The sequence below is a fragment of the Anaplasma marginale str. Florida genome, from assembly GCF_000215485.1.
GTDB lineage: Bacteria > Pseudomonadota > Alphaproteobacteria > Rickettsiales > Anaplasmataceae > Anaplasma > Anaplasma marginale.
Genome location: NZ_AFMS01000188.1, coordinates 1 through 807 on the forward strand (window position 1 = coordinate 1; position 807 = coordinate 807).

Below are 807 nucleotides of genomic sequence, written 5' to 3' on the forward strand. Positions count from 1 at the left end.
CTTGCGGAGGACGCTCGCTTGCGCCTTGCACTCCTGGGGAGGTGCATAGTTAAGGGGAGTCCTGCTCAAGTTCGTAAAGAACTTCGTGCTGAACTCAAAGCTATAGATGCTGAGTGGAGGCCTGTGATTGCCCGTGAATCACTCAGGAAGGAGCTTGACGCTATAGATGCTGAGTGGCAACACGCGATTACCTTCTGGCATATATCTCGCGCTATCATTGGTAGTATAGAGCTTAGTAAGGAGCTTGACGCTATAGATGCTGAGTGGAGGCCTGTGATTGTCCGTGAATCACTCAGGAAGGAGCTCAAAGCTATAGATGCTGAGTGGAGACCTGCGATTAGGCTCGAGAGTGCATATCGCGCTATCATTGGTAGTATAGAGCTTAGTAAGGAGCTCAAAGCTATAGATGCTGAGACGCAACACGCGGTTGAGCTCAGGAGGGCACTTCGCACCATAGAGGGTCGTATAGAGCTTAGTAGGGAGCTCAAAGCTATAGATGCCGAATGGGCACCTAGGATTGCCCAAGCAAAAGAAATTGCTCAAGCCCGTGAATCACTCAGGAAGGAGCTTAACGATATAGATGCCGAATGGGCACCTAAGATTGCCCAAGCAAAAGAAATTGCTCAAGCAAAAGCAGAACTTGCCGCTGCTACTGATGCTCTTAAACGAGCAGCGGATAAGCTGCAGGCTCTTGGTAAGATGGGCACCACATCTACGCCCGGTACCGATTTGATAGGTGTTGTTACGACTGCTGTTACGACGACCCTTGCTGGGACGCAACCAGCACCCGGCACCGATTTGGTAGGT

1 protein-coding gene is annotated in these 807 nt (G+C 50.7%); it reads left to right on the forward strand.

Annotated elements, in window-relative coordinates:
* Nucleotides 1-18 precede the first annotated feature (18 nt).
* Nucleotides 19-807 (forward strand): hypothetical protein (locus GAC_RS05040; RefSeq protein WP_241760176.1); only part of this gene is annotated, 789 nt, incomplete at its 3' end.